Source organism: Nostoc sp. 'Lobaria pulmonaria (5183) cyanobiont' (assembly GCF_002949795.1).
Lineage (GTDB): Bacteria > Cyanobacteriota > Cyanobacteriia > Cyanobacteriales > Nostocaceae > Nostoc.
Map to the genome: position 1 here is coordinate 1 of NZ_CP026695.1, position 25,499 is coordinate 25,499.

At 42.8% G+C, this 25,499-nt stretch carries 33 protein-coding genes; 21 read left to right on the forward strand and 12 right to left on the reverse strand.

Annotated elements, in window-relative coordinates:
• Nucleotides 1-606: a thermonuclease family protein gene (locus NLP_RS32030; RefSeq protein ID WP_104910224.1), complete on the forward strand. Its 606-nt coding sequence runs from the start codon at nucleotides 1-3 to the stop codon at nucleotides 604-606.
• Here NLP_RS32030 and NLP_RS32035 read toward each other — a convergent pair.
• The gene (locus NLP_RS32035) at nucleotides 588-1,178 is read right to left on the reverse strand and encodes an HNH endonuclease (RefSeq protein WP_104910225.1); all 591 of its coding nucleotides are present in this window, start codon (nucleotides 1,176-1,178) and stop codon (nucleotides 588-590) included. The genes NLP_RS32030 and NLP_RS32035 overlap by 19 nt on opposite strands.
• Nucleotides 1,179-1,380: 202 nt before the next feature.
• Here NLP_RS32035 and NLP_RS35400 point away from each other — a divergent pair, with 202 nt between their 5' ends.
• Nucleotides 1,381-2,163, forward strand: coding sequence for a hypothetical protein (locus NLP_RS35400; RefSeq protein WP_234017412.1), 783 nt, complete (start codon nucleotides 1,381-1,383; stop codon nucleotides 2,161-2,163).
• On the opposite strand, the gene NLP_RS32045 is transcribed toward NLP_RS35400, so the two are convergent.
• Complete coding sequence (locus NLP_RS32045) at nucleotides 2,153-2,332, reverse strand: hypothetical protein (RefSeq protein ID WP_234017413.1); 180 nt, start codon at nucleotides 2,330-2,332, stop codon at nucleotides 2,153-2,155. The two genes, NLP_RS35400 and NLP_RS32045, sit on opposite strands and share 11 nt — an antisense overlap.
• A gap of 369 nt (nucleotides 2,333-2,701) precedes the next feature.
• The gene (locus NLP_RS32050; protein WP_104910227.1) at nucleotides 2,702-3,145 is read right to left on the reverse strand and encodes a hypothetical protein; all 444 of its coding nucleotides are present in this window, start codon (nucleotides 3,143-3,145) and stop codon (nucleotides 2,702-2,704) included.
• A gap of 126 nt (nucleotides 3,146-3,271) precedes the next feature.
• On the opposite strand from NLP_RS32050, the gene NLP_RS32055 reads away from it, so the two are divergent.
• From NLP_RS32055 to NLP_RS32080, 7 genes are all read left to right on the forward strand, one after another.
• Entirely contained in the window at nucleotides 3,272-3,490 is a 219-nt protein-coding gene (locus tag NLP_RS32055) for a hypothetical protein (protein WP_104910228.1), read from the forward strand.
• 89 nt (nucleotides 3,491-3,579) lie between these two features.
• Nucleotides 3,580-3,804, forward strand: coding sequence for a hypothetical protein (locus NLP_RS32060; RefSeq protein WP_104910229.1), 225 nt, complete (start codon nucleotides 3,580-3,582; stop codon nucleotides 3,802-3,804).
• 99 nt (nucleotides 3,805-3,903) lie between these two features.
• Nucleotides 3,904-4,143 carry a hypothetical protein gene (locus NLP_RS32065; RefSeq protein ID WP_104910230.1) on the forward strand — a complete coding sequence of 80 codons (240 nt, stop codon included), beginning with the start codon at nucleotides 3,904-3,906 and terminating at the stop codon, nucleotides 4,141-4,143.
• A gap of 72 nt (nucleotides 4,144-4,215) precedes the next feature.
• Nucleotides 4,216-4,968, forward strand: coding sequence for an antirestriction protein ArdA (locus NLP_RS32070; RefSeq protein WP_104910231.1), 753 nt, complete (start codon nucleotides 4,216-4,218; stop codon nucleotides 4,966-4,968).
• 53 nt (nucleotides 4,969-5,021) lie between these two features.
• The gene (locus tag NLP_RS35405) at nucleotides 5,022-6,119 is read left to right on the forward strand and encodes a hypothetical protein (RefSeq protein ID WP_234017414.1); all 1,098 of its coding nucleotides are present in this window, start codon (nucleotides 5,022-5,024) and stop codon (nucleotides 6,117-6,119) included.
• Between the two features lie 187 nt (nucleotides 6,120-6,306).
• Complete coding sequence (locus tag NLP_RS33905) at nucleotides 6,307-6,480, forward strand: hypothetical protein (RefSeq protein ID WP_158680635.1); 174 nt, start codon at nucleotides 6,307-6,309, stop codon at nucleotides 6,478-6,480.
• 112 nt (nucleotides 6,481-6,592) lie between these two features.
• The gene (locus NLP_RS32080) at nucleotides 6,593-6,988 is read left to right on the forward strand and encodes a single-stranded DNA-binding protein (protein ID WP_104910232.1); all 396 of its coding nucleotides are present in this window, start codon (nucleotides 6,593-6,595) and stop codon (nucleotides 6,986-6,988) included.
• A gap of 361 nt (nucleotides 6,989-7,349) precedes the next feature.
• Here the strand turns inward: NLP_RS32080 and NLP_RS32085 are convergent, their stop codons facing one another.
• Nucleotides 7,350-7,529, reverse strand: coding sequence for a hypothetical protein (locus NLP_RS32085; RefSeq protein ID WP_104910233.1), 180 nt, complete (start codon nucleotides 7,527-7,529; stop codon nucleotides 7,350-7,352).
• 98 nt (nucleotides 7,530-7,627) lie between these two features.
• Between NLP_RS32085 and NLP_RS32090 the strand changes: the two genes are divergently transcribed.
• Complete coding sequence (locus tag NLP_RS32090; RefSeq protein ID WP_104910289.1) at nucleotides 7,628-7,825, forward strand: hypothetical protein; 198 nt, start codon at nucleotides 7,628-7,630, stop codon at nucleotides 7,823-7,825.
• Nucleotides 7,826-7,963: 138 nt separating this feature from the next.
• Complete coding sequence (locus NLP_RS32095) at nucleotides 7,964-8,275, forward strand: hypothetical protein (RefSeq protein WP_104910234.1); 312 nt, start codon at nucleotides 7,964-7,966, stop codon at nucleotides 8,273-8,275.
• A 37-nt stretch (nucleotides 8,276-8,312) separates the two neighbouring features.
• On the opposite strand, the gene NLP_RS33910 is transcribed toward NLP_RS32095, so the two are convergent.
• Nucleotides 8,313-8,531, reverse strand: coding sequence for a hypothetical protein (locus tag NLP_RS33910; protein WP_158680636.1), 219 nt, complete (start codon nucleotides 8,529-8,531; stop codon nucleotides 8,313-8,315).
• 545 nt (nucleotides 8,532-9,076) lie between these two features.
• On the opposite strand from NLP_RS33910, the gene NLP_RS32105 reads away from it, so the two are divergent.
• Nucleotides 9,077-11,341 (forward strand): UvrD-helicase domain-containing protein, encoded by a 2,265-nt coding sequence (locus NLP_RS32105; protein WP_158680637.1) that lies wholly within the window; start codon nucleotides 9,077-9,079, stop codon nucleotides 11,339-11,341.
• 111 nt (nucleotides 11,342-11,452) lie between these two features.
• On the opposite strand, the gene NLP_RS32110 is transcribed toward NLP_RS32105, so the two are convergent.
• Nucleotides 11,453-11,743 (reverse strand): hypothetical protein, encoded by a 291-nt coding sequence (locus NLP_RS32110; protein WP_104910237.1) that lies wholly within the window; start codon nucleotides 11,741-11,743, stop codon nucleotides 11,453-11,455.
• A gap of 54 nt (nucleotides 11,744-11,797) precedes the next feature.
• Nucleotides 11,798-12,187, reverse strand: coding sequence for a helix-turn-helix domain-containing protein (locus NLP_RS32115; protein WP_104910238.1), 390 nt, complete (start codon nucleotides 12,185-12,187; stop codon nucleotides 11,798-11,800).
• A 261-nt stretch (nucleotides 12,188-12,448) separates the two neighbouring features.
• Here NLP_RS32115 and NLP_RS32120 point away from each other — a divergent pair, with 261 nt between their 5' ends.
• The 7 genes from NLP_RS32120 (at nucleotide 12,449) to NLP_RS32150 (ending at nucleotide 16,937) form a co-directional block, all read left to right on the forward strand.
• Nucleotides 12,449-13,243: a hypothetical protein gene (locus NLP_RS32120; protein ID WP_104910239.1), complete on the forward strand. Its 795-nt coding sequence runs from the start codon at nucleotides 12,449-12,451 to the stop codon at nucleotides 13,241-13,243.
• On the forward strand, nucleotides 13,236-13,745 hold the full coding sequence (locus tag NLP_RS32125; RefSeq protein WP_104910240.1) for a hypothetical protein: 510 nt from the start codon (nucleotides 13,236-13,238) through the stop codon (nucleotides 13,743-13,745). The genes NLP_RS32120 and NLP_RS32125 overlap by 8 nt, the downstream gene beginning before the upstream one ends.
• A 198-nt stretch (nucleotides 13,746-13,943) precedes the next feature.
• Nucleotides 13,944-14,765 (forward strand): DNA cytosine methyltransferase, encoded by an 822-nt coding sequence (locus NLP_RS32130; RefSeq protein WP_158680638.1) that lies wholly within the window; start codon nucleotides 13,944-13,946, stop codon nucleotides 14,763-14,765.
• Nucleotides 14,668-15,552: a hypothetical protein gene (locus NLP_RS35410; protein ID WP_234017416.1), complete on the forward strand. Its 885-nt coding sequence runs from the start codon at nucleotides 14,668-14,670 to the stop codon at nucleotides 15,550-15,552. The genes NLP_RS32130 and NLP_RS35410 overlap by 98 nt, the downstream gene beginning before the upstream one ends.
• A 45-nt stretch (nucleotides 15,553-15,597) precedes the next feature.
• Nucleotides 15,598-16,215 carry an HAD hydrolase-like protein gene (locus NLP_RS33915; RefSeq protein ID WP_158680639.1) on the forward strand — a complete coding sequence of 206 codons (618 nt, stop codon included), beginning with the start codon at nucleotides 15,598-15,600 and terminating at the stop codon, nucleotides 16,213-16,215.
• Nucleotides 16,215-16,574, forward strand: a complete 360-nt coding sequence (locus NLP_RS32145; protein ID WP_104910242.1) for a hypothetical protein — start codon at nucleotides 16,215-16,217, stop codon at nucleotides 16,572-16,574. Before NLP_RS33915 ends, NLP_RS32145 begins: the two co-directional genes overlap by 1 nt.
• A gap of 72 nt (nucleotides 16,575-16,646) precedes the next feature.
• A complete protein-coding gene (locus NLP_RS32150) occupies nucleotides 16,647-16,937 on the forward strand; it encodes an HNH endonuclease (RefSeq protein WP_267894961.1) in 291 nt (96 codons plus the stop codon).
• Nucleotides 16,938-16,959: 22 nt separating this feature from the next.
• Here the strand turns inward: NLP_RS32150 and NLP_RS32155 are convergent, their stop codons facing one another.
• The 3 genes from NLP_RS32155 to NLP_RS32160 all read right to left on the reverse strand — a co-directional run bounded on the left by NLP_RS32155 (nucleotide 16,960) and on the right by NLP_RS32160 (nucleotide 19,117).
• The gene (locus NLP_RS32155; RefSeq protein ID WP_104910244.1) at nucleotides 16,960-17,892 is read right to left on the reverse strand and encodes a GIY-YIG nuclease family protein; all 933 of its coding nucleotides are present in this window, start codon (nucleotides 17,890-17,892) and stop codon (nucleotides 16,960-16,962) included.
• Between the two features lie 189 nt (nucleotides 17,893-18,081).
• Complete coding sequence (locus NLP_RS33920; RefSeq protein ID WP_158680640.1) at nucleotides 18,082-18,237, reverse strand: hypothetical protein; 156 nt, start codon at nucleotides 18,235-18,237, stop codon at nucleotides 18,082-18,084.
• A 16-nt stretch (nucleotides 18,238-18,253) separates the two neighbouring features.
• Entirely contained in the window at nucleotides 18,254-19,117 is an 864-nt protein-coding gene (locus tag NLP_RS32160) for a class I SAM-dependent methyltransferase (protein ID WP_234017415.1), read from the reverse strand.
• A gap of 323 nt (nucleotides 19,118-19,440) precedes the next feature.
• On the opposite strand from NLP_RS32160, the gene NLP_RS32165 reads away from it, so the two are divergent.
• Together NLP_RS32165 and NLP_RS32170 are read left to right on the forward strand one after the other, a co-directional pair.
• Nucleotides 19,441-19,935: a hypothetical protein gene (locus tag NLP_RS32165; protein WP_104910246.1), complete on the forward strand. Its 495-nt coding sequence runs from the start codon at nucleotides 19,441-19,443 to the stop codon at nucleotides 19,933-19,935.
• A 119-nt stretch (nucleotides 19,936-20,054) separates the two neighbouring features.
• Nucleotides 20,055-20,624 (forward strand): hypothetical protein, encoded by a 570-nt coding sequence (locus NLP_RS32170; protein WP_104910247.1) that lies wholly within the window; start codon nucleotides 20,055-20,057, stop codon nucleotides 20,622-20,624.
• A gap of 66 nt (nucleotides 20,625-20,690) precedes the next feature.
• Here NLP_RS32170 and NLP_RS32175 read toward each other — a convergent pair whose 3' ends face one another.
• Nucleotides 20,691-21,113, reverse strand: coding sequence for an EVE domain-containing protein (locus NLP_RS32175; RefSeq protein ID WP_104910291.1), 423 nt, complete (start codon nucleotides 21,111-21,113; stop codon nucleotides 20,691-20,693).
• A 97-nt stretch (nucleotides 21,114-21,210) separates the two neighbouring features.
• Nucleotides 21,211-25,464, reverse strand: coding sequence for a helicase-related protein (locus NLP_RS32180; protein ID WP_104910248.1), 4,254 nt, complete (start codon nucleotides 25,462-25,464; stop codon nucleotides 21,211-21,213).
• Nucleotides 25,465-25,499 lie beyond the last annotated feature (35 nt).

Here is a 25,499-nt window from a genome sequence, read left to right on the forward strand (position 1 = left end):
ATGAAAAAACAGCAGCTTCATCAAAGCAAAATTTTTATTTCACTTTCTCTAATTGCGATCGCGGGTAGTGGATGTACTAAATTACACAACAACTCTCAGTTCAGTGGAAGCAATGAATTTACACCTATGTCCAACTCTGAGGAGTGGCAGGTGATTAGGGTGAGTGATGGGGATACGATCGTAGTTCGTCAAATGGACGGGCGAGAGAAAAAGTTAAGGCTTTGTGGAGTTGACAGTCCTGAGATAAAACATGGTAAGCAGCCAGGGCAGGCACTAGGTATAGAAGCAAAGGCTAATTTACAGCGATTAGTCGATGAGGCTGACAAAACTGTGATGGTGACAGAGATTGAGAGCGATCGCTATGGCAGAACTGTAGCTGAGGTCTTTTCCTCTAAGAATGGGGTGGAAAAGTCACTTAACGAGGAGCAACTATCAAGCGGATTGGCTATGGTCTACAGATCCTATGTAAAGAAATGTCCTAATGCGATCACTCTTGGCAAGGCAGAAGAAATAGCAAAGAATAAAAAGTTAGGTGTTTGGGGAGACTCTTCTACTGTCCCCCCTTGGGAATTTAGAAAACGGCAACGTCAAAATAATGGTAATTGACCGTTAATAATAGATTTGCCCACAACTTCAACGATTTTAAGCCAGCGCTTTTCTGAATAAAATCTCTGGCTTTTATACCATTCTTGTGGATTTCTGTCTCGCTTACTAGAATTACATGATAAACAAGCGGGGATAAGGTTTCCCAAACAATTAGGGCCACCTTGAGAAGACGGAACAAAATGATCTAAAGTTAAAGAACTCTTTTTTCCACAGTAAGCACATTGATTATTAAAAAGTTCCTTTAAATTTTGAACTTGCTCCAGTGTATAAAATACAGAGTGATTATTTAGTCGAGCTGCTTTTCTACGATGGTTGGATAATAATTTAACCCTTCTTCCTCCTTCAGAAGTAGAGTAACGGCGGTTTGTTTCATTAATGCGATCGCGGTTTTGATAGTAGTAACTGCGCTGAGTTTGCTTTCCTTTTTCAGATTGGTTATATCGCTTTTGTGTCGCAGCACGTAAAGCTTTGTTTTGGTGATACGACTCTCTAGCCAATTGATTATTGCGATCGCTAAAGAAATATTGTTCCAGTCGCTCCGTTACATTCCGGGCATCGCGGCTAAAAACCATATCCTCTCAAGTATTCCTTATCCCCCGCCGCCGCTCAACCCTCCATTTCACTCCGCTCCTTCCACGTTCGGCTCACTGCGTTTCGGTGCTGGTCGTTGAGTACCTAAAACCTCGGAAAAGATTGCTGTTACTTCGTAGTTATTTCCCTTCCTTGGAGTACCAAAGAAGGAGTCTTTTTTTAGAACCAAAGAGCTATTTTACCATGCCCGAAGACGGGCATGGAATAACTCTTTTTGGGGTTCTAAAAAAAGAATGGCAAATTGTTTTTTTACTAAAAGATAAAAAAACAAATTGCAGGAGGAAAAGAAGAGAAAGAAAAAGGAGAGGTAAAGGTATCTTTGCAATCAAGAAAGATACTCAAAAAAACCAGTTTTCGCATTCCTTCTTCACTGCTCGCTGCGCTCGCACCCGAAAAATAAAAGCTATTATAGCGCGTGTACAAGCTATAATGGATATAGTTAGATTTTTTACCAAGGGGGAAATTGTCATGCTAAATAGAATTGGTTTCGTTGATAAAGTTAAAGTTTGGAATTTTGTTAAAACTTACGAGAATTTATTAGAAGTTGAAAGATGGAATGGTAAGCAAAATTCTAGCGGTAGAAAATGTTTATGGTTTGGTTTAGGAGTTGAGTTAGGTTTTAAAAGTACAGTTTTCGAGGGTTTTGAGATTAATAATAGTTTAAGAAAAAAATGCAATGATTTATGGTGTGGAAGTGATTGGAATAGTATTTTATTATATAAATATCAAGCAGGTTGTGAGCTAAAAAATCACGTAGATCGGGATATTTTTGATAGCAAAGTTATTGTAATTAATATCAGCGAGGATAGTTTGTTAGACGGAAATGTTGAGTTTTATTACAACGGAAATATCGAAATTCTCAGCAATGGGGAAATTGTAGAATTTAACAGCAAAATATCTCATGGGATAAAAAAGCTTAAATCTGAGCGCTGGAGTTTGAGCATAAGAAAGATCATTACTGCGTAATCTTCACTGCTCGTGGGTCTTCCGCTACGCGCCCTGACCCACATCGCCGATCGGCTCCGTTCCCTGCGTTGCGTTCCGGCACTGTCCGCTTTAAGTGGCCAAGTTTTTGCATTTCGCTTGCAGCCCCCGCCGCTCCCAGTACCTCCACTCCACTCCGGTCACTCCGCAAAATAGCCCCAGTTTTTAAAAACAAAAAGAGTATTATTTTATACTATGCTTTCAACCATCTTCGACCGCTATAACTGCTTTGGTTTCTCTGGCTCCCGCAAGTGGGCCCAGTCTCCAGCCCCGTTGTCTAGTGCTGCTGCTGCTGTTTCCCCTGGCTCACGCGTCTTAGTCGGGTGCGCTGCTGGTGTCGATGCGTTTTTCCGGTTGGCTTTTCCTGCCGCCGAGGTGTTCGCGGTTTCCAGTGGCCAGTGGGGGCGAGGTCGTGGGGCGTTCGCGGCGCGGTCTGTGGCGTGTGTCCGTGCCGTGGGTGCTGGCGGGGGCCTGTGGGTTTCGTTCCCTACTTCCCCGTGTCCAGTTGGCCTCGTGCCGTCTAGTTCTCAGTCGCGCTGCTTTTCCGGCTCCGGCTCTGGCTCCTGGGCTTCGCTTGCTTTTGCGCTGGGGTCTGGGTTGCCTTGCGCCGTGTTTTTGGGGTCGTTACCTGTTCCCCCGGCGTGGGGTCTGTCGCCAGTTCCAGGTTTAACTGGGTGGTTTGGTTGTTGTCAGGTTGTTGCCCCGTCTCAGTCGCCAGTTCAGTTGTCACTGTTTTAGCAGTTTGGGCGGCCAGTTCCCGCCCCAGCTTCTCTACGATCGCATCTCTGCAAAAATCCCGATAGCGATCGCCCGCCACACTTTTTATTTCCTCTAAGAATGAAGGCGTTATCCGAATGGTCAGCGCCTGGCTTCTCACCTCTTCATTACCAAAATCAAATTTATACCTAGTCCCAAAATCGGGATTACCACCAGTCCTAGCCATATTTTTATCTATAATCTGCATTTTTATATTAGCCTGTACACGCGCTATATTATTAAAAATTCTGTAAAGACTTATCACTAATAGCGCGTGTACACGCTATTAGTGATATAATTAAGGTGTACCCGACCAAGGAACAAAGGCGAAGCCATGACACCTGACAAAAAAGCATTATTAGACAAAGAATGCACAGCCTCAATTTTTATTCCTGAGCTTAACGATTATGTAGAGATTGTTGGCGGCAAATGCGAACAAATCGACGGCAAGCAGTACCTAAGAATTATTTGCGAAGATTCCAAAGGTAACGAAGTTTGCCTAAATCCTTCAGATTTAGAGCTTTACTTTAAGCGGTTTATTGTTCCGTTTTAATTAGTTAACCAGCGATCGCCTTGGGTGCGATCGCTTTCTCTTCGAGACGCTGCGCGAACATCCTCTAAGAATTTATTGCGTATCCGACCATGAACGACAAAATTATCAAATCAGCTTTAATCGCATACTTGAACACTGCTAATTTAACAGATCAAGAAAGACAGGAAGCAATAACAGAACTGGAAAGCAGACAAGAAAATACAAGTGAATTTTGGGCAAATTTCTTAAGCGAAGATGAGGATTTAGCCTATCACTACTCAGATATTTTAGATGCTCAAGGCTCTGGTTTTTATGAATCACTACCAGAATTTTAGTTAGTTAATTTGCGATGGTCTACGACCGACCGTAGGTCATCGCACCTAACAGCGATCGCTTCCTCCCTTCATCTTCTAAGAATTTAAAGGTATCCGACCATGACAAAGTACGCGAGTTTTGATCTAGTCAGAAGTGAGCAGGTAAAAAGGGCAACTTTCTTTGTGATTATTAAACACGAAGACGGCATTTATTCCACTGGGATTTTAATAGATAATCCAGAGCAAAAAGGCGAGGGCGGCTGGCATCTTTTCGGTGAGCAAAAATTTAAGACAGAGTTGGCCGCAGTAATGGCATTTAACAAGCTTTGTGCAAGTATCCCCGTAAGAGTTCACGGGTAAATTTTAAAAGCGATCGCCCTTTGAAAGCGATCGCTCTCCTTCATCCTCTAAGAATTTAAAGGTATCCGACCAATGCAATTAATTTTTAACTCAGAGACAGACGCTTTATCTGTCGTAGAGCAACTTTACAATTTTGAGCGAGTAGGGAAGATTTTAATAGCTGAAAACATCGATTTTAGAGCTTTAGAATTAGCGGTTAGTTTGGCTGAGGTCAGTTTTCCCGCTTTTAGTTTTCCGATTGTTAGTAGCTTACGATCGCGGCTACCATTTCCACGCCATGAGCGGGAATGTACAGATGAAAAAACCCCTAAAATTTATGTAGCTTGCTTATCTGCTTACAACGCTGGGCATCTCCACGGGCTTTATATTGATGCGACCCAGGAACCGGAAGAGATAGAAGACGATATTAAATGGATGCTTTCATGGTCGCCAGTAGTACATGATAAAGCGTGTGAAGAGTGGGCGATACATGATTATGAAAACTGGATGGGAATCAAAATTGATGAGTATGAGGATATCGGTAAACTTGCAAAATTAGCCACTATTTTAGAAGAACATGGTAAAGCTTTTGCTATTTACTATAACTACTATGGCAATGATGTCACGGTAGAAGACTTTGAAGAATATTACTTAGGACTCTACGAAAGTAAAGAAGATTTTGTATATCAGCAGTGGGATGAATGCGGACAGCTTCAAGAATTAGAAAAGCTGGGGATTTCTAGTTATTACATTAATTGGGAAGGAATAGCTAATGATTGGTTTATCGATTCTTACCTTTCAATAAAAACTAGTTACCAAGAAGTACACGTATTTATTCGCCACTAATAATCCTGTTAGCAGCGATCGCTATAGTTGCGATCGCTTCATCCTCTAAGAAAATGCACTCGACCCACTGCGCTTTAGCTGTAATCAGGGAAAAATACTTCTCCCTACTACCGGATAGTGCGATCGCACCTTTAGAAACTGCTATCCAACTGTCAGAAAAATATCATAAAACTTGGTGGTCAATTTGGTGGAATTCTTCAAATGTTCGTACCAAAAACCGCATCAAAGGAGAATGCAACCATCTGGCTTTTGACTGCTACACCGCCATGATGGAATGTGCGATCGCACTTAATAATTATGCGGCAGAACAACAAGCACTTAATATCAAACCACCTAAATTATGGGTAGCCATGATTTCAACTCTACACTCCGCTTTTGAGTGGATAGAGAAAGAAAATTATTCAGAAATCAACCAACGTCAACTACTAATAAATCTGGATGTTCAAACCATGAATAAGCTATTTTCCGCCCACGCACATACCCGCGCTAACTACAATTATTCTATTTTTCACCAATCTTTACTGCATGAAAATAACGGTGAAGATTATGCTTTACGCCATATCTACAGTTTAGAAAACACAAAAGTATTACTTACAAAATGGGGCTGGTCAGCAGAGCAAATAAAGGTTGGGATTGACCATGCAACTGTTGATGTTTATAAGAGCGTTGTTTATCTCCACATCCCTAACAAAATCGAGAAGCGTAAGGAAACAATTAAAATTCGTGGCATATCTCGCTTCATTTCTAAAGCTGACTTTGTAAGCGTGTTAATAGAGCGCTGCTGGTCAAAGGCTGACCCCTACAAATTGCAGCCTGGGGATAATTGGGATGAATTAATCGCAATGGGTAACACTGGTGATTTTTACGAACTTAAACTTCACCGATATGAAATAACTTGTACTTGTCATGCCTACAGTGGTATTGAGAAAGCTTTTGCACAGGATGCAGTTGCAACTAAACATTTAATGCTGCACGACACTGTAAAAGGGCAGATACCTGATAAACATATCTTCGCGGTGTGGAAATATTTAGGCGCACAGACATTACAACAGTACGAATACTGCTGGATGGAGCGCAAGGAAGCTGCTATGAAGGAACAGGATAAATGCTCATGGCAATATGACCCTGAACCAGAGTTATCGGACTGGTGAGGTAGTTCGATCTTGGGGGTTTCCCCCATGAGAAACTACCGAACCCGTAAGGGTGAAACCCATAAGGGTAACTTTTCTGGCCGCCAGCCCACAGCCATAAGTGAGGGTATTACAAGGTATCCGACCAAAGATCCTATGTACCATTCACCATTTATGCACTTTTTCATATTACCTCAAGGAGCAAACAATGACACCTGAACAGGGAAAACAGATTTTGGAAGAGGCTTTGAAAAATATAACGGAGGTTTTTGAAAGTAAAGATGAACTTCTTCACTGGCACGAAAACTTTGGCAACAGCTTAGAAACTGCCATGACTTCAATTGAAAACTGCATTGATGACTTGAAAGAAAACGACGAGTAAACCTTTTTGCGATCGCCTAGATATCAACTAAGCGTAGGCAAAGCCCGCCGCAGGCATCGCTACGCGGGGTTACACAACCTAAACCTATCAATTTATCCTCTAAGAATTTATCATGACACCAGAACAAACTGATCTTTGGCTTGAAATTCAAAACCGCCAGATGCTGGCACTTGAGCAAATAGCTGACTGTTTAAGCCAACTGGCTCCCAAAACTGCACCAAACTATCAGCGAAATATTGAGGAATTTAAGCGTTTTGATTGGGCCAGTGTTGATGCAACTGTTGAACGTAGCGATCAGTATGGAGCGGCCATAGTAACTTGGAAAGGTTATCAGTTTATTAGGCGATCGCCCTCTAATAAATTTGGTGCGGCTGTTTGGTTCTCTCGCTGCACTGGTAAAGATGATACAGGTGAAAATCTCTATGAGCGGCTGATTACGTTTAAACCAGTCTCAGATAAAGAAGTCGAGCCATTGCCTGAGAAAGTTAGCCGTTATTTGGATCGCTAACTAAAAACAAACTCTGGTCAATGTGGCCAGAGTTTAACTTTGCTCCAAAACCACTGTTAAATGACTAATGACCAATGACGAATGACTAATGACCAATGACTTTTGAGCAGCCAAAAATGGAGCGAGGCTTAGACCCAGGACAGCAATAGGAGCCGCCGCGTTGCCGCAGCAGTTTTTTTCTTTGCTGTGTCTGGGTCTAAGGGCTGGCTCAGGGAACGCTTCATTTTTGGCTGCCTCCGCGACGCCGAATAGCCCGTCATAGACATCGCTATTCTGACTTAACTAACTCATAAAGAAGCGATGCCTGCGGCGGTAAACTACGCACGTTTGCACCTTATGAAGTAAATCCCAGAGACTACCTTCACTCGCCCTCTTTCAAAAGCTTTTTACCTTTGGCGATATAAGGGGCTATCTCCTTACGGATAACGTCACTCATGGTAGTAGCATTAGCCAAACACCAAGTATCAAAAGCTTTTTTGTCTTCAGTGTCTATAACAAATTGTATGTAATCTTTTTGGCGGTCTAACTTTTTTCTGGGCATGACTTCAATATTTGTTTACCCCATTTATATCATGATAGATATCATGATATAATATCAAGATGAGGGACAACAAATACACACCCTCACAAGGAGGTAAATTGACCCAATCAGGTAACGGAAAAAGGGAGTACAACCCGGAAGTTGAGTACGAACGGGTTGTTGACGACAGCGACGTGTTCTACAAGGTAAACCCGGAAACGGGCGACCGAGAAGACGTAGTAACAGCGAAAGACGTTATGGATGAAATCGACAAGGCATTGTCTGAACAAGACGAGGAGCCTGAAGATCCCGCCTAGCGCCTAATTAGCAGCCTCTAGCCCCACTAGGGGCTGCTTCTTTTCTAAAATAACACAGCGACCTGAAGCTCTCTTCACTTTTTTAGGCTTACTACTTCACAGGCCGGGTGCGGCGAAAGTAATTAACGGAGGAATAGAATGAATATTTGCATTCCCAGTTATCTTAGAGTTTTTTATCACGAATGTGGACGCATACAGCACATACTAGGAAGTTCATTTTACAATTCATCTGGTGAACCGCCTGATCTGGAATTTGCTACCCGTAAATACGAAATTTCGCGTGAATATCTGGCGACCGAGCTGTTTCGTGCTAGCGACGGGAGGTCAGGATATTGTATCGGTGATCTAAAGCAAAAGCAGTTTTATTACTGTGGTATTGATGTTGAGTCGGTACGCGAATGTTTGCGATCGCTCGGTATTGGGCGTGAAGATCCAATGGAGAGCCAATGATAAATCTCTAAAAAAAAGGGGCCGAAGCCCCAACAAACTAACCAGCGAGAACCAAACGACCGCCAAACCGACGCGCCAACTGAGGCCGCCCCAGCCACACGCGCACAACCACCGCCGGAGACAAACACGGAACTGACACCCGCCAACGCCGCCCAGTAAACCGAACTGCAAAATAAGTGTTGTCAGCGCCGAAGAACTCAACACCCACCGTAGCTGCAAACCGTAACGCTGCCGCCTCAGAAGCGAACGAAGACACACACACCCAACTAGAAAACGACCGAGACGACGGCCGCACCACAGCAAGCCCAAGGCCAGGGAAGCAACGGGCCAACTCGACAACCTCAACCGCCAAGGGAGCGGGACAGCCAACGAACGACCGACGAACGAGAGTGGACATGGCAAACCTCAACGCGAAACGACAAACCGAGAAACCCCCCGGCTCTTTCTTTCTTTGCGTAGCGTGTCAAGGGCGGGGTGGGGTCTGGGGTGTCCCCAGATATAAAAACTACGTAGTATCAGTTTCCCCCGCTTGCGAAGCCCTTGATGCGCGTAGCCATCCTGAAACAGCCGGGGTAGCCTCAGCGGCAATGAGCGCTCCCCTTGGGGCGGGGGGGGACATCGACCGGAGGGAGTCAAAAAACAAATTGCGTTCGCGTAGCGTGCCGTAGGCAAGCATCAACTTCTTATTTCGCGTAAGCGATTTGTTACCTGCGATCGCCGCCACAAAAAATATACTTTAATCCCTATGCAGTGTACACAGCATTAATGGTATTATTTAAGAATAGTATTCGACCAAAAACTATGCCAAACTATCACCCTAAAACAGAACATCTACCTAAGCAAAAAACAGCGTGGCAACATCTGCCAACTAAAGCGGTAAGAGTGCCTGAATTATTCTTAGAGGAAATTGAAGCTTATGCGCGATCGCTCGACGGACAAACTAGCCCATTCGAGACAATAATCTCTGCATTAGATAAACTGAACCCTGAAGAGATAGAGCAAATCAAACTAGCTATAGAATCCTTGTCTAGTGAAAAATTAGAGCTAGTTACAGTAAAAGAAGTACAGCGCAAAGCTCGCCACGGGGATACTCCCCGGTGGCAGACTTTGCCCCAAGAGCAACAATTATCTGATACTGAAATTGCGGCGTACACTGCAAAATTTGGGTTTGTGCCTTCAAAATATCAGATAGCGATCGCTGATTGGATTCTAAGAGGAAAGGGTCACGGGTGCTGTAACTCAGTTGCTGGATCTGGTAAAAGTACCACACTTAAGATTGTGGCTAAAACCCTTGAAGAATCAGGCTTAAGACCCAGTGAAATTAAAATCTGTGTATTTGGTAAACTCAACGCCCAAGACTTAATCAGAAAGTTTGGGCAAGCTTGGAAGGAATCGATTAGTACTTTGCACAGTGCTGGTTTCTCACTAGTAAAGAAAGAGCTTGGAATTAGGAGCAGTTATGATATTGAAGTTAGCGGACAGAAATATAAACGTATTGCCCAAGACTTAGACTTAATTGCTAAACGTGGTAATCCAGTCGGTAGATTAAAGACTGAGAAAATTATCGGCAGTGATAACGACTTTCTTAAGCTTATAGACTTGGTGAGGCTGACTAACCAACAGCCAACACAGGAGACAATAAAGGCGATCGCATCTCATTTTGAAATTGACGATGTTTGGGAACCTGACCTTATAGCTCGTTGGATTGAGTATTGCTTAAGTATTGGTGAGCAAAAGGCGATTAAGAAGGAGTGTTTGGATTTTACCGATCAGATTTGGTTGCCCGTAAAGTGGCGATTAAATGAGGCTAAATGGTTTCGTCCCTATGGCTTTGTACTGGTCGATGAAGCCCAGGATTTAAATGCTGCACAGCTAGAATTAGCTTTGATACTGGCTGGGTCAACCGGGCGTATTTTGGCAGTTGCAGATCCGAGACAGGCGATAATGGGCTTCGCCGGTGCCGACAACAAGAGTTATGAGAACATTGTCAGCCGCACCAGTGCTGTAGAGTTACCACTATCAATTTGTTATAGATGTCCGCGAAGGCACATTGCTTTGGTCAAAGAAATCTATCCCCAAATTCCCATTGAGCCATCCCCCAACGCTGCGGAGGGTTCTATCACTCAGATTCAAAGCAGTGATGTTGAGAAGTTAGTCAAGCTCGGTGATATGGTCATTGGTCGGAAGACTGCACCACTGGTTAGTTTGTGCATCAGGTTAATTAGTAGAGGTATTAAGGCAACAGTCAAAGGTAAGGATATTGGGGAATCTCTTAAAAAAGACCTTGAAGATATCGCTAAAATGCCGGGATATAGTTTTGAATTCTTCAATGATGCGACAGCGAGATATAAACAAGCTAAATCGTTGCAGTATCAGGGCTTAGATAATGAAGATCAGATGCTTGAAAACCTCAAGGATAAGGTGCAAGCGATCGCAACTATTTATCAGTGCCAACCACAGGCAAGGGGTATTGATGATTTAAAATACTACATTGATAGTTTGTTTAGTGATGAAAACTCGCCAATTACTTTAAGTACTTGCCACCGGGCTAAGGGATTAGAGGGCGATCGCATCTTTATTTACAAACCTGATGATATGCCCATGACCTGGAAAAATCAGCAACAGTGGCAACTAGAGCAGGAAAAGAATTTACTTTATGTGGCGTTGACTCGTAGTAAGTCTGAATTATTTATTGTGGGTGAATGTAGTTGGTATACGGCATCACCAGCACCAGAAACAGATAAAACAGTAAATACTAGTAAACAGTCTACTCATGATGATTACTTCTCCTTATATAGAGAAGCACGAGAAAAACTTGATAAGGAGTTAAGCCCAATCTTTAAAAATGCTGATTCCAGAGCAAAGTTTATCAAAACTGTGATTGATGAAGATATTGATTTAGGGATACTTGAAGACTCAGGCAAAATTAAATATACATCTGCTGAAAGCAAAAAAGCTGTGTACACTGCAATAGATAATTATTGGGTAAGATTTGGCGTTGCGTCTCGCTCCTTGGAAGAAATCGAGAATGAGTACGACACGCAACTTGACGAATATGATTTCTAGTTTCCTCTAAGAATTTAGCGATCACTTCGTGGGGCTACGCCTACGCCCCTCAACAAGCGATCGCCTACGCCCTTTATCCTCTAAGAATCTTACAGGTAAATTTTTTTGCACCTATTTAGACTCTTTTTCTGACCGACGAAACTCTACCAACGCTTTAAAAACTGTCTCTGCGTCGAAACCGCTAGCATTCTGTATATTAATTGATACATCAGAGTTGAGACTGACAAATGAACCTGTAATTACTGTTAGCCCTGATTCAGCTAAACCTAAAACTCGTGCTTTGGACTCAGCTGACAGCTTTTTCATCTGCTCTGTAAGCAGAACTTCTTTTTCTTCTTGTGACAAGCCATCTAGCAGTCTCTTCACCTCATCCAGCCCCACAAATTTAATTCCTTCCAGCATAAATAGATACAGCCTGATAGTTGATAGCTATCAATGATACTTGCTTATGCGCGATTAGACAGCGATCGCCGAGTCAAACCCCGTGTTGTAGTTACCTGAAATAGCCGAATTATGGCGTGTTCTCTTCCACTTGCGACCAATTGCTAATAATGCTGCTTCCATTTCATCATCATCAGCAGCCTCAATCATTTCCGCAAGCTTTTTACTCGTGTCCTTTTCTGCTAATGGTTCCTCAGCCAATAGCTGACAAAAATATTTTCTAGAGCCAGGGGCAAGCTGATCCATCCCCTCTAGTAAAGCTGCAAATACCTCTGGGCTTACCCATTTATGCCCGGAGCGAAACTGGGATAGGTGATTTTGGCTTATACCAGCTAGCGCGGCTAATTCCTTTCCTTGAATGCTGTATCGATCCATCGCCTGCTTAAATAGCTGGTAAATCTGCATAAACTTTTGTTTCCTAGTTTTATAACTACTAGATACAATCTACAATATAATTTATCTACTAGATAAACTCGATCAATTTAATTTATTTAAATTTATTAGGTTGATCAGACTACAATTCTACTCCAAATAAAACAGCCCTGATAAGCATACAGCTTATCAGGGGGATTTAAAAACTTGCGACTATAGTATGACAATCCTGTGTTTTTCTCAAGTATTGCCAGATGGATTTTTGTGTCTACTGGCTGTGACTGAGGTGCAGTCATGACAGAGCAACATTATCGGATGACATTAAGCGATGCGATCGCCAAATATCAAGGACATGATCTAACAGCAAAAGGGCTTGTACATTTTTACATCCTAATCAAATGTCGCCCCGGTTGGAAAATTCGCCTTGAACATCAAAAAGTTTGTGAAGAATTAGGCATTGCTAAAACTGCTTTTTATAGCGCTATCAGTCGATTACGCTCTGAAGGTTCAATTGATTGGGAAGCTCCAAAGGGTATTTTAGTGTCAATAAGTGGCAGTTTCCGCGAATGCGGAATGGATTCCACGATTGCGGAAACTGAGTCCGCAAACGCGGAATGGGATTCCACAATTACGGAAACTGAGTCCGCAAACGCGGAATGGGATTCCACGAATGCGGAAACAAAATCGCCAGAACCAATGAGTAGTGGATCTTTCAGCGATTCCCCAGATTTATTAACAGATTCTTATCAGTTTTTTAGCAACTCTCTCTCAGAAGGCGAGAGAGAGAATTTTATTGAATTTGGTAAGAAGAAGGCAGCCCAGTTACCCAAAGCACCTGAACTTCCTCTTAAATGGATTGAGAAGAACTTTGACGAGTTGCGATCGCAGTGGTACAAGTCCACGGGTAAAGTGTCCCCGGTGCAATCAGCAAAATGGGAAACTGACCCGCGTACTCGTGATTGGCTAGCCATCATCGAGGAGACTGGAAACCCTTTAGAGTTCGCGTCTGACAAGGAAAAAATAGAGTTTGTAAAGTGGTGTAAAGAAACCAAGCAGTTTAGTTGGCTCAGGGAGGGTAATCATGATTGATGACCTCCCAATCTTTGAGCGATCGCCAATCAACGAACAAACCGAGAATGAGGACAAGGAAATTTGGCAACCATCCTGGCATTGCTTCTGTTGCCAGGACACAGGGCTAATTTACAGGCATCTAGTAGAGCTAATAATTCCCAACTTCGATCCCAACCGCGATCGCATCCCCGTTTGTCAAGGCTGCAATAAATTTGACAACTACCATCTCAAAGAATACGGAGTGTTAGATTTACGATTTGACCTCTACATCTGCAAAAAATTGGATGCGATCGCTCGTGATGGGTGGAAAAAAACCACGGAGCAGCAGTTTGAAAAGTATAGAAATCAACTTGCGATTGCAACTGGTCAAATTGCTCAAGATCACAGTCTTGCAGTTGCAAACCGCACCTCTAATGATGAGCGCGAAGTACAGCAACGCAAAGCTGAAGTAGAGGCCATTAGCCCCCAAGAGTGGAAGGCGATGAATGAATCTTACTTAGTAGGTAAAAAAGATGAGTAAAGTTTCCTCTAAGAAATGGGTTATAGGCGATCGCTTTCAATCCAAGTGGGATAAAAGCATTATTTGCACCCTAGTAAAAATCAGGGAAGGTGGTAAAAAACCTTACACGCTCGAACATGACAACGGGCGGAAAGTTCATTGTGATGAATCTTCGCTATTAGATATGAAATTCTTAGAGGAAGAAGGAGCGATCGCATCGTGCTACTTTTACACGTCAGTTTCTTTGCAGGAATTGGAGGCTTTGAACTTGGAATCAAAGCCGCCGGAGCATCAGAACTCATCAAGACAGAACTCTTCATTGAAAATAACCCCGACGCTCAACGAGTCCTCTGTTACAGATTTCCCAATATCTCCATCCACAGCGACATCAAAGACTACTACTCAAAGCCGGGAGAATTCAACCTCTACACAATTGGATTTCCTTGCACAGGAACATCAATCGCAGGAAACGGAACCGGACTTGACCACCCAGAATCAAAACTCTGGTTTGAAGCCTTGCGGTGCATCGCAGACGGTCGTCCCAGTTTCATCATCATTGAAAATCCTACAGGACTTGTCAACAAAGGATTACGAGCAGTTCTTGGGGGACTCAGAATGGTTGGCTATGTCTGGGACGATCCGCAAATCATATCAGCTGCGGAACTCGGATCGCCCCAAGAAAGGGAAAGATTGTTTATCATTGCCTACACCAACAACGTATGCGAAAGGCTCAACGGGATGCAGACCAGCTGGGGCAACCAGATTGGAGCAGAAATTAAGGACATATATAACCAAGGGCGACAAGTTAAACCCAGCAGTACCGGGGTGGATGATGGGGTTCCCCGTTGGTTGGGCGGAATATCCTTTGATGGACACTGGCGAGACAATATCAGTGCAGCTCCCATTTATCCCGGAGTACGCCACCACCTCAATAAACGGCGAGATTGTAACGACCTCTACGCCCGATCAGTCTGCCCCCTCCAAGCAGCGATCGCAATTAAGCGAGTCTGTTACCTCGCCAATCTCGCCGCAACAGCTTAAGCAGTCAGATTTAAAACTAGACCTTTATATATGCGATTCTTCCTTAAGCATTGGCAAAGTAACTGAAGTTTGGCAAACCTGCTTTACTGTTGACTGGAAAAGTGAAACTAAGTGCTACTTCTGGGAAAGAGATAATCAAATTATTGGTGAGTTAGCGTTGGCGCAGCCCGCCGCAGGCATCGCACCCCAAGAATTAGTAGAAAAATTCTTAGAGGATAATCAACCTCAACTCTGCACAAAATGTTTTCAGGTAGTAGCCAAGTCTTACACCTGTGAAAAATGTCCACCTATCGAGTGTACACAGCAATCAGGTGATGTAGCTTGCCCTTCTTACAAAGTTGGGCGCACGGAAACCGTGACGCACCCACTTTGCGCTAGTTGTGAATCACCATTAATCAAACTTGATGACGGCTGCGGGGTGTGCGGATGGATACCCGAAAATTTCTTAGAGGAAACAGAGCCGCAACAGGAAGCTGTGCAGAAGCCAAAAGGTAGACAGCGCAAAGGATGCCTGTACAAATACATTGAGAATAAGAAATTGAAGAGTGGAGCGATCGCTTCTTACCCCCGTGTAATCGGTCACAGACACCCCAATAATCCTACTCATTGGAGATGGGGTTATAACTGGGAGGAAAAAATAGATGGGGAGTGGAAAGGGCGGAGTATTGGAAGTGTGCCAGTAGGTGCGATCGCACTTATCCAATCAATGCAAAATGAAGGGGTTAGTTTAGAAGAAATAATCGGCTTTATCAGGAGGGCTAAAAGTAAAAAGCTATTAGCTATGTAAGAGGGACGAAACTGTAAACTATCAACTTTAAAATGAGGTAAATTTATGCAATTAGGATTATTCCTTGACCTTGACGGAACCACGCGAGAATCGACTGAGGGTAAATTTATTCAGACACCCAAGGGACAGCGAATAATGGCGGGTGTACATGAAGCGATCGCCCATCATAAGCGCCAAGGTTACACAATCATTGGAATTACAAATCAAGGTGGCTGTGACACCATTAATCGTGATACTGGGAAGCCTTTGAAAAGTATTGAGGATGCGATCGCCCAACAGCAATACACCCTTGAATTAATCCCTCAACTGGAAGCAATATATTTTTGTCCAGATATGAGGGGCTTGATAGTGTATCGAGTCACTAGGAATAGTGCTGTTAAGCTTGCTGACCACACACCAGACGATGATTTCTTAGAGGAAAAATTTAGATACAGAAAGCCTGGGGCTGGAATGATCTATCAGGCTGTATTTGACTTTGGAATTGATTTAACTGTCTCATGGATGATAAGCGATCGCCCCGAAGACGAACAAGCCGCAGCCGCAACTGGACTTAACTTTATGTGGGCTGACGTGTGGCGAATGCGCTTTACACCTGGAATGTATGAAATCAGAACAGCCACGCCGCAGCTCTTAGAGTTTTTAGAAGGGATAAATTTAAATTAATGCTATTAACAGAAGCTGAAATACAACAAGTTTTAGAGCAAGTTCAAGCTGCTTTTCCCAACTTGACTGATTGGGAATACAACAATGAAAAGAATGAGGAGTATCTCGGCTTCTCTGTTTGGGGACATTTTGTTAATAACCCCGAAGAACTAATGCCACGGCGTTTTTTTATTACACTCGATACTTATGAAGACAAGTGGCAAGGATGTTTGAGCGTAGGACAACCCAGCTATTTGTGGTCGAGCGCTGATGTAGGCGATGCCCATTTAGTAGATACGGAACCAAGTGATACTTTAGAAGAGGCAATTTCAGCACTCAAGGCGAAAATAGTAGAACTGTTGGCAGCTTTTTCTGCTTAAGATAAGGAGCGATCGCGTGCAGAATGTATTGAGTAATAGCTATCCTATTAGATAGGGTTTTAGCTTTAGCAGGTGTATAACAATCAACTACAGCAATGTGAACTATGCCAAAGAGAGATGGAGAATTTAACTATCCATCACTTAGTTCCGCGACAAAATACCAAACGCAAAAAACAAGACCCAGGCCCAACAGCAAATATCTGTTCTGCCTGCCATCGTCAGATTCATGCGTTGTTTGATAACAAGTTACTTGCTAGAGAACTCAATACTCTAGAAAAACTCAGTAATGAGCCGCAAATGCAAAAATTCTTGGTGTGGGTAAGAAAGCAAGACCCCGGTAAGCGGATTGCAGTTCATCGATAAATAATAAAGTGTTTTGAGAATATTACACAGCAACTTGCTCCCAGTTAGTATTCTCCTCAAGAATATCTATTTCCACTTGAGAAAGTAATTTAGGTAGCATTTGTTGTAAGTCACTCAGCACGATTTTGACATCCTCAATCTGAAGTTTATAGTACTCAGTTAAACTCCCAATGGGATAATTAAAGTTACGATAACGATGTTTAAAATATAATTCAACATTACCTCGGTGTAACCAAGTTCCTAGTACCTTAATAGCAACAGTTTGGTAATGTGCGGCTAAATCTAGTTTGATTTCTGCTAATCGGTCTTTAATAGGTCTAGTGGTTACTCCTATCTTGTACAGAATACCTTTATCTGTTTGAACCTCTAAAAAATACAATGTACAAGATAAGATACGTTTAAATTGAGCGCGATACAGTTTTAAATCAGTGAGTCTGTATGCCAAGTCTGGGGCATTTTTGTACTTGGCATGGTCAAAAGCTAGCTTTAGCTTTAGTAGCTTTTTCAGTAATAATGGCTCTTGCACTTCGTTAAATAATTTCAACTCTAGCGTTCCGATGGGGATTTTTCCCAAATTCGTGAATTTATAGGCAGGCGGTCGAATGTAAACATTTTTTCTCAACATTCCTGCTTTGAGTAAACCAGGAGTAACTAAGTAGGAACTAATAGGATAACTTTTGACTCCGTACTCCTTCCATAGTAGTTTTAACTGTGCTAAATCCTTGCCAGATAGCTGAATATTGAAATTGTCATAAAGTGGCAGAGTTGGGAATTCTCGGTTAGCTATGGGGCGGCAGGTTTGGTCATTATGAGCAAAATGATGCTCTTTCACCTTGCCTTTTTTAGCCGTTAGACCACTATTACAGTAAGGACACTTAAGTGAAGTCTTACCTCTTGTGATATCTTCAATACATATCAAGATACCTTCTTCATTTACACCATATTTTAGCCACATTGCCACACCATTATTGAATAGTTAAAGTTGCTCCTACAAGTGTGCTTCAACTTTTCAAAAATGTATCTATCTTCTGGATTAGTGTAATGTTGATTTGAAGAATGTAAATGCAATGGAGTGAAGCCGCTTCATATTTTAAAGCTGAAGTATCTGTATAAATTAGTACTGAAAAATTTCTTAGAGGAAAACTCAATAACTCAACTTTCCTCGCTTGAATCTCAAGAATGGGAGAACGCCAACGGCGGGGCGTAGCAAACATAGCATTGCCTCAAAATTGACGTGCAGAGGCGATTTTAGCAGAATTGGTAGTGCTTGGGGTGCGATGCCTGCGGCGGGCGGAGCCATCGCACCTTATATCTAATTAGGGGGCTTTGGGTTTGATGAATTTGAGGGTCATGCGATCGCTCTCTCCAATGGCAAGGAAGCGTTGCCTATCTTTTTGACCTTGGCTCAAGGTTGGAGGTAGTGTCCAAACTCCGCCCGGATAGTCCTTGGTATCTTTTGGGTTGGCATTAATCTCTGATTTGCCTACCAATTTGAAGCCAGCCTTCTCTACAGCAGCAATTACCCCATCAAGAGACATATAGCCAGTTTTAATACTCTCTTCTAAAGAAATATCTGGTTTGCCACGGTGTTCTTCCACTCCCAGAATGCCCCCTGGCTTGAGTGCTTTATAAGCCGCCGCATAAACCTGCTCGTCATAGCCAGCTTTGACCCAGTTGTGAATATTGCGGAAGGTAACAACTAGGTCTACAGAATTGTCTGGGGCTAGGGTGAGTTCGGTTGGGGGATTGATTTGAGCGACTTTGACCTTACCAAAAACCTCTGGATTAGCTGCTAGTTTTTCTTGGAAAGCCAAAGCAGGTTTACTTGTGCTGGAAGCAAAGTTAGTAACTATGAGTTGCCCCTTTGCCGCTAGAAATGGGGCTAATATCTCAGTATACCAGCCGCCCCCTGGCCACAATTCAACCACAGTCATATTTGGACGCAGACCGAAGAATTGCAAAGTCTGGGCTGGGTGGCGGTACTTGTCTCGGTCACGATTTGCAACGGAGCGATGACTGCTGGTGAGTATGGTTTGGAGCGTGATTGTGCTGTTGAATGTCGCTTTTTCGCTCTCGTTGGCTAGAACAGTTGGGGGCATTACAGATGCCAATACAAGGATTGCTAGAGTCAGGGCTTTCAGTAAGCCTTGGCGGCGGGTGAGATTTTGTGCAAATTTCATAACTGTTGTTTTTACTTTCCGCTTTAGCATAGGGCAAATAGCGTTCTCATAAATGAGTGCGATAACGTACCCGTCTACTATAGGTATTACTCTCCCGTTATCCTCTGGTGCGATCGCTACTCGCGTTCGCTCTCATTCAAGCGTAGGCGCAACCCCTTAAAGTAGACATCGCACTCCTAAACCCGTTAACAGCTTTACTTGATTCAGTTCTAGGGGATAATCAGCTAGTTGGCACGCTCCCCGTAATACCCTTGGAACCCAATCAGCTAAACCTATTTCCAGAAGTGAAGCCCACGCCAGCACGTAGAGCAGAGTCGCTGGTGATGAGTGCTGATGCCCTGCTGAAGTGGAAAGCGCAAATTTTGGACTATCAGCAACGGGTGAGGGAAACCAAGCCAGTGCAGCAGGCGACATTATTCGACATTGCACCAAAGCACTGCGACCCAGACCGGATTGATCCGTTGCAGTTGTCAGTGCGATCGCTCTCTTTTTGGAGGATGCCAGCAGACAGCCCCGGCGATGCGTGTCTGTACTTCATCGTTGACTCTGCGGCTGGACTAGTGCTGTATGTGGGTGAGACGTGCAGAAGTAATAAACGGTGGAAAGGGATTCATGCCTGCAAAGACTATATCGCCAGCTACCAGGATTTGCATTATCGCTATGGAATGAAGACTGCGGTCAATGCGGCATTTTGGTGGGATACTCCCACAGACCGACGCGCACGGCAGGAGTTGGAATTGAGTCTGATTTTGAAGTGGCGCAGTCCATTTAACAAAGAAAACTGGGAGCGCTGGGGGCAACCGTTTGGGAAAGATTAGAGCGATCGCACTCTTCATCAGCTAATTAAACCCAAGTAAAACAAAGTCAACATCAAAATACTGGTGTTATGATTGACTTTTTTCAGATTAATTCTCACAAAATATAAGGCAGAAAAATAATGAAAGTGCGACCGCTACCTATTTTAGTGACAAGCGTAGCAATTTTTGGTGCTATTTTTGGCTGTCTACAATTAGTAACAGCTGCACCTGCACCATTATTTAGACCAGTCCTTAAGGATATTCGCAGCCAACTTCCGAAGGACATGGTGATAAGATTACCTGCCTTTGTACCTAATGCTGATATCAAAGGTGTAAATACTTATGCAATAGTTCGCGGATACCAAAGTGAATACGGGGGAGGTTTTTTTGCAGTTGACTTTGCTTCAGTACCTGATTGTTCAGCTACTTTTTGCAATATGGGAAATATCTTTGTGATGCGAGATAATCCTAAAGATGAAAACAGTGGACTAAGTGAGGATTATCGCAATGCTAAACCAATTAATTTAAAATCAGGAATTCGGGGTTTTTACTTTTATGCGCGTAGTGGCTCTGCTGGTTACAGACATCATGTTTTTTGGAAACAAAACGGCTTATTTTTTGAGGTACAATCTAGGGCTTTATCTAAGCAGCAAGTTATCAATATGGCAATTTCAATGGTTCAGGAATCTACTATTAAAAGTGCGAGATAATTATTAAACTCGCTTGTGTGCTTCGCGCCATTACTCGAAGTTTCCTCTAAGAATTGGGAAGCGTCGCTATCCTCTCAATTCATGTACACGTTGCCATTCCTGTTGTGTAATTTTGTAATTTGTAGCGTTCGGCTGACGAATTACAATCAAGTTTTTCAACACGAGGTCTTCTTTTAAGTTTTCCCTCACCAGTGGCTTGTCTAACAATTTGCTGGTAAAGCGAATCTTGGCGCAAGGTTTAACACCAACGCGACTGGTATCAATCCAATAGCCAATATCAGGGGGGTTAGTGATAATCTTGGGGGACTCGATAATCTCTGCGATCGCATATATTCCTGCCTTATCCCCAGCTTTCCAAATCAGCACTCCATCACCAGGGGCCATATCTTTGGCGTAGCGAGTTGCCAGCCACGGCATCTGCTCAAAGTCGCGGATGCCGTCTATAATGCGGTAATACTTGGGGTTGCCTTGAAACAGCCAGTAACTCATTGTTTGGTAGATTTCCTCTAAGAATTTTTTGGGCTGGGCGATCGCACCTAGATAAATTTCCCTTAAGAATGGGAGGATGATATTGATGTTCATGAAATTATGCCCTCAATAAAAGTGCAGCTAAATAAACTTTGATACTGGTAGATTTAATCCCTTCATCTAGAATCAGATTTAATCTGTCTGTATCTTCTACTAATTGAATAACGAAATCCTCATTATCTAAACCTGCCTTATTACCATCGGTATACTCTTTTAAGAGTTTTTGTACAGACTTGTTTTCCCGCCAAGAATTGAGCTTTTTGAGCGTACCTCTGACTGCTGCACGGTCTAAACCCTCTGGCAAGCTATCAAACATACTCAGCCGACGCTGAATTTGGGTAATGCGTTCAGATGTGACACTGATATTTTCTAAGGTTTCTGGTTGTTCTAGCTCTGCACTGCGTTGTTGCTTTAATTTCACCAGTTCGTTGTAAATTGATTGAGCGCATGATAGTAAATACTTTGTAGAAAATATATTGCTGGCTACTGGAGTTTTGATAGCAGTAGCGATCGCTAAACCATAACCATCTTTTTCTCCTATTCGGTCATTCCAGAATAGGGTTTGCTGTTTGTCTGTAATTGGTTCGCCATTGGGGCCAAAATATTGCACTGTTAACGCTACTAATCCAGTTGGTTCATCTAGTTCATTTGTACGCCCTACAGCAATGGGGTTAGCTTGATAGTCTTCACCTAATTTTTTTAGCAGTTCACTCAATTCTTCACTGTGTAAAATTTCATTCTGGGTATAAAGGTCACGGTTAGTTTCCTGTTTTTTATAGGCATCTTCTTGTAAATTGCCCTGTTCCATTTTTCTGGCTTTGACTAAGCTTTGAAGAAAGTCAATATATCCTGGTAAAATTTCATCATCAAATAGGGTGTCACCATAAATAGAAGCCCCCAATGTGTTGACACTGGAAATGGTAGGGATGTTGGGGTTAGGCTCAATACTAGCGATGTCTCCATCCTTTTGGGCTAAGTCTCCTACCAATTTTTTATGCAGATTTGATAGGCGAGAGGCTTGGCGTAAAAGTTGGCTTTCACTGTTGGCATAATAAACATAAATGTTCTTAGCTTTATGTTGTTTTGGTCGGTCAATCCGTCCAATGCGCTGCTCCAAAATCATAGGATTCCAAGGCAGATCAATATTAATCAAGTAATCAGCATCTTGTAGATTTTGACCCACTGATAGAGTTTCTGAACCAATTAATACTGCAATTTCTTCTTCTGGTTTGGGGCGTTCTGTGAGATTTTTACAAGTTGCATCTGGGGCAAACAGTCTAAATATTTCTTGGCGATTTAAAGTAACTGGACTACTTTTTGGTTGCAGTACGTGACCTGGACTTACTTTTTGAGCTTGCTCTGAATTGCTGGGGTAATACAGTTTTGTAGAGCCAATCAACATCCCAATACCTTTAGATGCGATCGCACTGTCACGAGCCATATAACGGTAGTAATCAATTACGGTGTCACTGAACGTAGAAATTAGCAGTACCTTATGACCTTGACTTACCAGTTCTCTTACTTTTTGCGTAACTTGCTTGCGTTTGTGGTCAACAAGAAATTCATCTACTAACAGGTTTTGAATCTGTTCTAGCTGATGTAAGTCGCCTTCACAATCAGTTAGCATTCGGTTATAAACTGATTGAGCGGTGATTGGGTCTTTTTGCAAGGCATCAGTAACTTTATTAATAGAACTAAGTAACTGCTGACGCTTTTGCTTTTCTTGTTCCGGCTCAGTTTCTTCGTTTTCATCTTCCTCCTCTTCATCTTCACCCCAACTTTCACGGTCGAAGTCATCTTGCTTATCTTTCTTATCTGATTCAAAATTGTAGTGAATCAGCAAAAATTCTTTCAGCCCATCGGCATCTGGAGAAACCGATTCTAGACGTTGCTGCATTTGCCTAATACGATTACCAAAGTTTTTAATAGTCCGATTGAGGGCATACATACTGGATTCAGCCCGTTGCAAGAAAAATCGGCGTTGGTTAGCTAGTAAGCTTCGCTGTTCAACATTACCTGTTAAATAGCGAATAGGGTCAGCAAAGGGAATGAAAAGACTGGTTTCAAACTGGGTAAAAATTTGGTCAAGTGCCTGTTCGGTACTGAGTTCAAAATGCACAGGTAGCCATTCTGCTATCCGTTTGGCATACAAGTTTAAATCTGGGGTGGCTTCTCGCAGCATTTGTCTAGTGCGCTGAAGAAACAGTTCCCGGTAGGTGCGGCGAAACAGTTCAGTATTATCTGTAAAATTTTCAACCCCAATTTCCCGGTTTTGAAACCATTGGGCAACTTCTGCGGGAAACTTTAAATCATTGAATCCTTCAGGACGACTGATAAAGGGCGAGAGAATGTTATAAATATCTTCCCGGCGATTGTTCCAAGGTGTAGCGGTTAACAGTAGAAAGTAACGCTGTCTGCCAGACTTGCGATCGCTTTCTTGAATTGATGCACAGGTTTTATGAATACGGTTTTTATAATTGCGAATGCCTTCGTGGGCTTCGTCGATGATAACTAGGTCAGGGCCACCGTAGCGATTGAAGTCTGCCAGGAAGTTACTACCTTTGCGGCTCATCAGGTTTTTATTGTAGAGTTCATAATCACCTGATTTAAACCCAAGTTCAGCCATTTCTCGTTCCCAGTTGGGGTAGAGTTTCTTAGCAGCGATGATCGCAATCTTAGCTTGACCGTTCTGCTGGCGATACAACCATGAGACAGTAGCCGCTAGCCGAGTTTTACCCAAACCTACGGCATCAGCACAGACGGCAACACCAAAATCTTGCATTACTCTTAGACAGTGTTGCGCTCCAGACTTTTGATGTTCAAATAAAATGCCTTGATTTAACAGTTCATCCAATAAATCACTACGTTCAACCCGGAACTGACGGGGGCGCTGCTGTGCCAACCAGTAGAGAAAATCGTTAGGTGTGCCGTGATTCCCTGCCAAAATGATTTCTACAGCTTGTTTAAACCCTTCTATCTCACTGAAATCTGGTATTTCTAGGGATTGGCTGACTGCTGGGGGATTTTCGGGTAAGTTGTGATAAGTGCCTTCGGTGGTTGTAACTTTGAATTCGGTTAACTTTGTCGGCGGATGTTCTGGGTCTACCTCAACTTGACCAATAATCCGTTCAGAATCTTGGCTATCAATGGTGATTTTAACCAATTCATCATTTACAACCTCAATGCTTTCTATTTTGTCTAAATTTTGACCTATGATTTCAACTTGGGTGGTTTCTCCAGGGGCAAACTCATCAGGATTGATAGATTCAATAACTGGTTCTTTTAACTGGGCACGGCGATCGCGTTCCGTCAACACCTGCTGTAAAAACTCTTGGGTTAAGTCAAAGGTGATGTCATCTCGCTGCCACTCAGCATCAAACTGACCAATACTTTCAAATATAGCTTCTGCATCTAAACGAGAATCCCAAGAGTAGAGAAAGGTTACACTCTCAGCATTTTTGGAATGTGCTGCACGAGTGAAATTATCTGAGCCTTCATGCAGAATGTGGTTTTCTAACTGGTCGCTCATGATGCCAGTTTTTTTGTGATAAATAGCTCGTCCTGATTCCATTTTGACGAGTTTAATTTGCAAAAAATTGAGGCGAACTAACTCTGCCAAAATTTCTGTACCACTAAAGGCACTATCTTCTAAACCCTTAAGGAATTCAGTTAGGGTAAGATGAGCAAATTGGGCGCGGTAATTAGGGTCTTGTAATTTCTCCAGTTCTTGGACATCCGCTTGCTTAGTGAATCCCTGCCAGTCCATCAATAAGCGAATTTGACCTTCAGTTTGCACAATTGAAGCAAGAGGTTCTTCATATAGTTTCAGCACACCACTATCAAAGTAAGCCGTAGAACGGCGATAAATTTGGGTGCGTTCTAGGGCAGAGCCGATGAAGACATTGTACTTATCTAGCTGATCAGGCAAATTGAATCTACGAAGACGACCTTTAATTTCTAAAAAGCTGCCTGCAAGTAAAGCTTTTTCTTTGGTTACACTTTCTTTATGAAGAAATTTTTCAATAACATTTAAATTACTAATTCGCAGCAAAGAGACACTAGGTACATTTCCATCTTTAATGGGAGTATATTCAAAAACCTTAGCGCTTTTTGGATCAATTCGTAGTATTCTGTAAGTCGCTTGTTTCCCACCAATACCTAAGAACTTCACAACTGTTTTTAACAGCCTGTCAGCATCGCGGTGCTTGAAGACGAGCCAGTATTGATTGTCAACACCTTTGATGGGATTACCTTGGAGTAGGTAGTAGGGGCGTTGTTTGCGAATTAGGTCTTGGATAAAGTTCTCAAGCATGGATTAGCATTTCTCGAAAATTAACGAAGTTAATA